The sequence below is a fragment of the Mycobacterium sp. KBS0706 genome, from assembly GCF_005938675.2.
In the GTDB taxonomy this organism is placed as follows: Bacteria; Pseudomonadota; Alphaproteobacteria; order DSM-16000; family Inquilinaceae; genus Inquilinus.
This window is the reverse complement of record NZ_VCCH02000325.1, coordinates 1-654: the sequence shown is the minus strand read 5'-3', so window position 1 is coordinate 654 and position 654 is coordinate 1. Positions and strand designations below refer to the sequence as shown.

General features: G+C 69.1%; 1 pseudogene. It reads right to left on the bottom strand.

Annotation, left to right across the window (positions count from 1 at the left end):
• Nucleotides 1-290 precede the first annotated feature (290 nt).
• A pseudogene (locus tag FFK22_RS42080) lies at nt 291-654 on the bottom strand (TIGR04028 family ABC transporter substrate-binding protein); the annotation flags it as partial.

Here is a 654-nt window from a genome sequence, read left to right as displayed (position 1 = left end):
ACTCAGCCCCAGCTCCGGGTTCTGGAACTTGATCAGGATCGCGTCGCCTGGCAGCGCCTGCAGCAGGATGAAGGCGGCCGTGAAGGCGGCCCACAGCACCAGCACCGCCTGCCCGACCCGGCCGAGGAGATAGCGGGTCATGATGCGCAGACCGTCGAGGCCGGTGCCGCGCCCTCACCCGGAATCGCTGCGCGATTCCGGCCTCTCCCCGGGGGAGAGGGAGGGGCCCGGCCCGCTTGAGCCGGGAGGCTGAGGGGGAAGCGGGCGGCGCCGTTGCTCATCGGTCGGCCTCAGTGCTCGGCCAGCCAGGTGTTGTAGAAGAACGGCCGTCCGACCGCCTCGAAGGCGATGCCTTTGAGGTAGGGCGCGCCGGCATAGGCCTGCGGCTCCTCGAAGATCGGAATCGCATAGGCCTGGTCGAGGATGTAGGCCTGGACCTCGGCGACGATCTGCAGCCGCTTGGCCTTGTCCGGCTCGGAGGACAGCGCCACCAGCAGGCCGTTGAGCGTGTCGTCGACGAAGCTCTTCACCTTGGTGCTGGCGCCGCCTTTCTGCCGCAGCACGTCACGGTTCGACGGGTAGAACTGGCTCTTGATCACGTCCGGGTCGGCGCGGCCGACCATGGCCGGCGACACCGGCGTCTTCTCCGGGTCC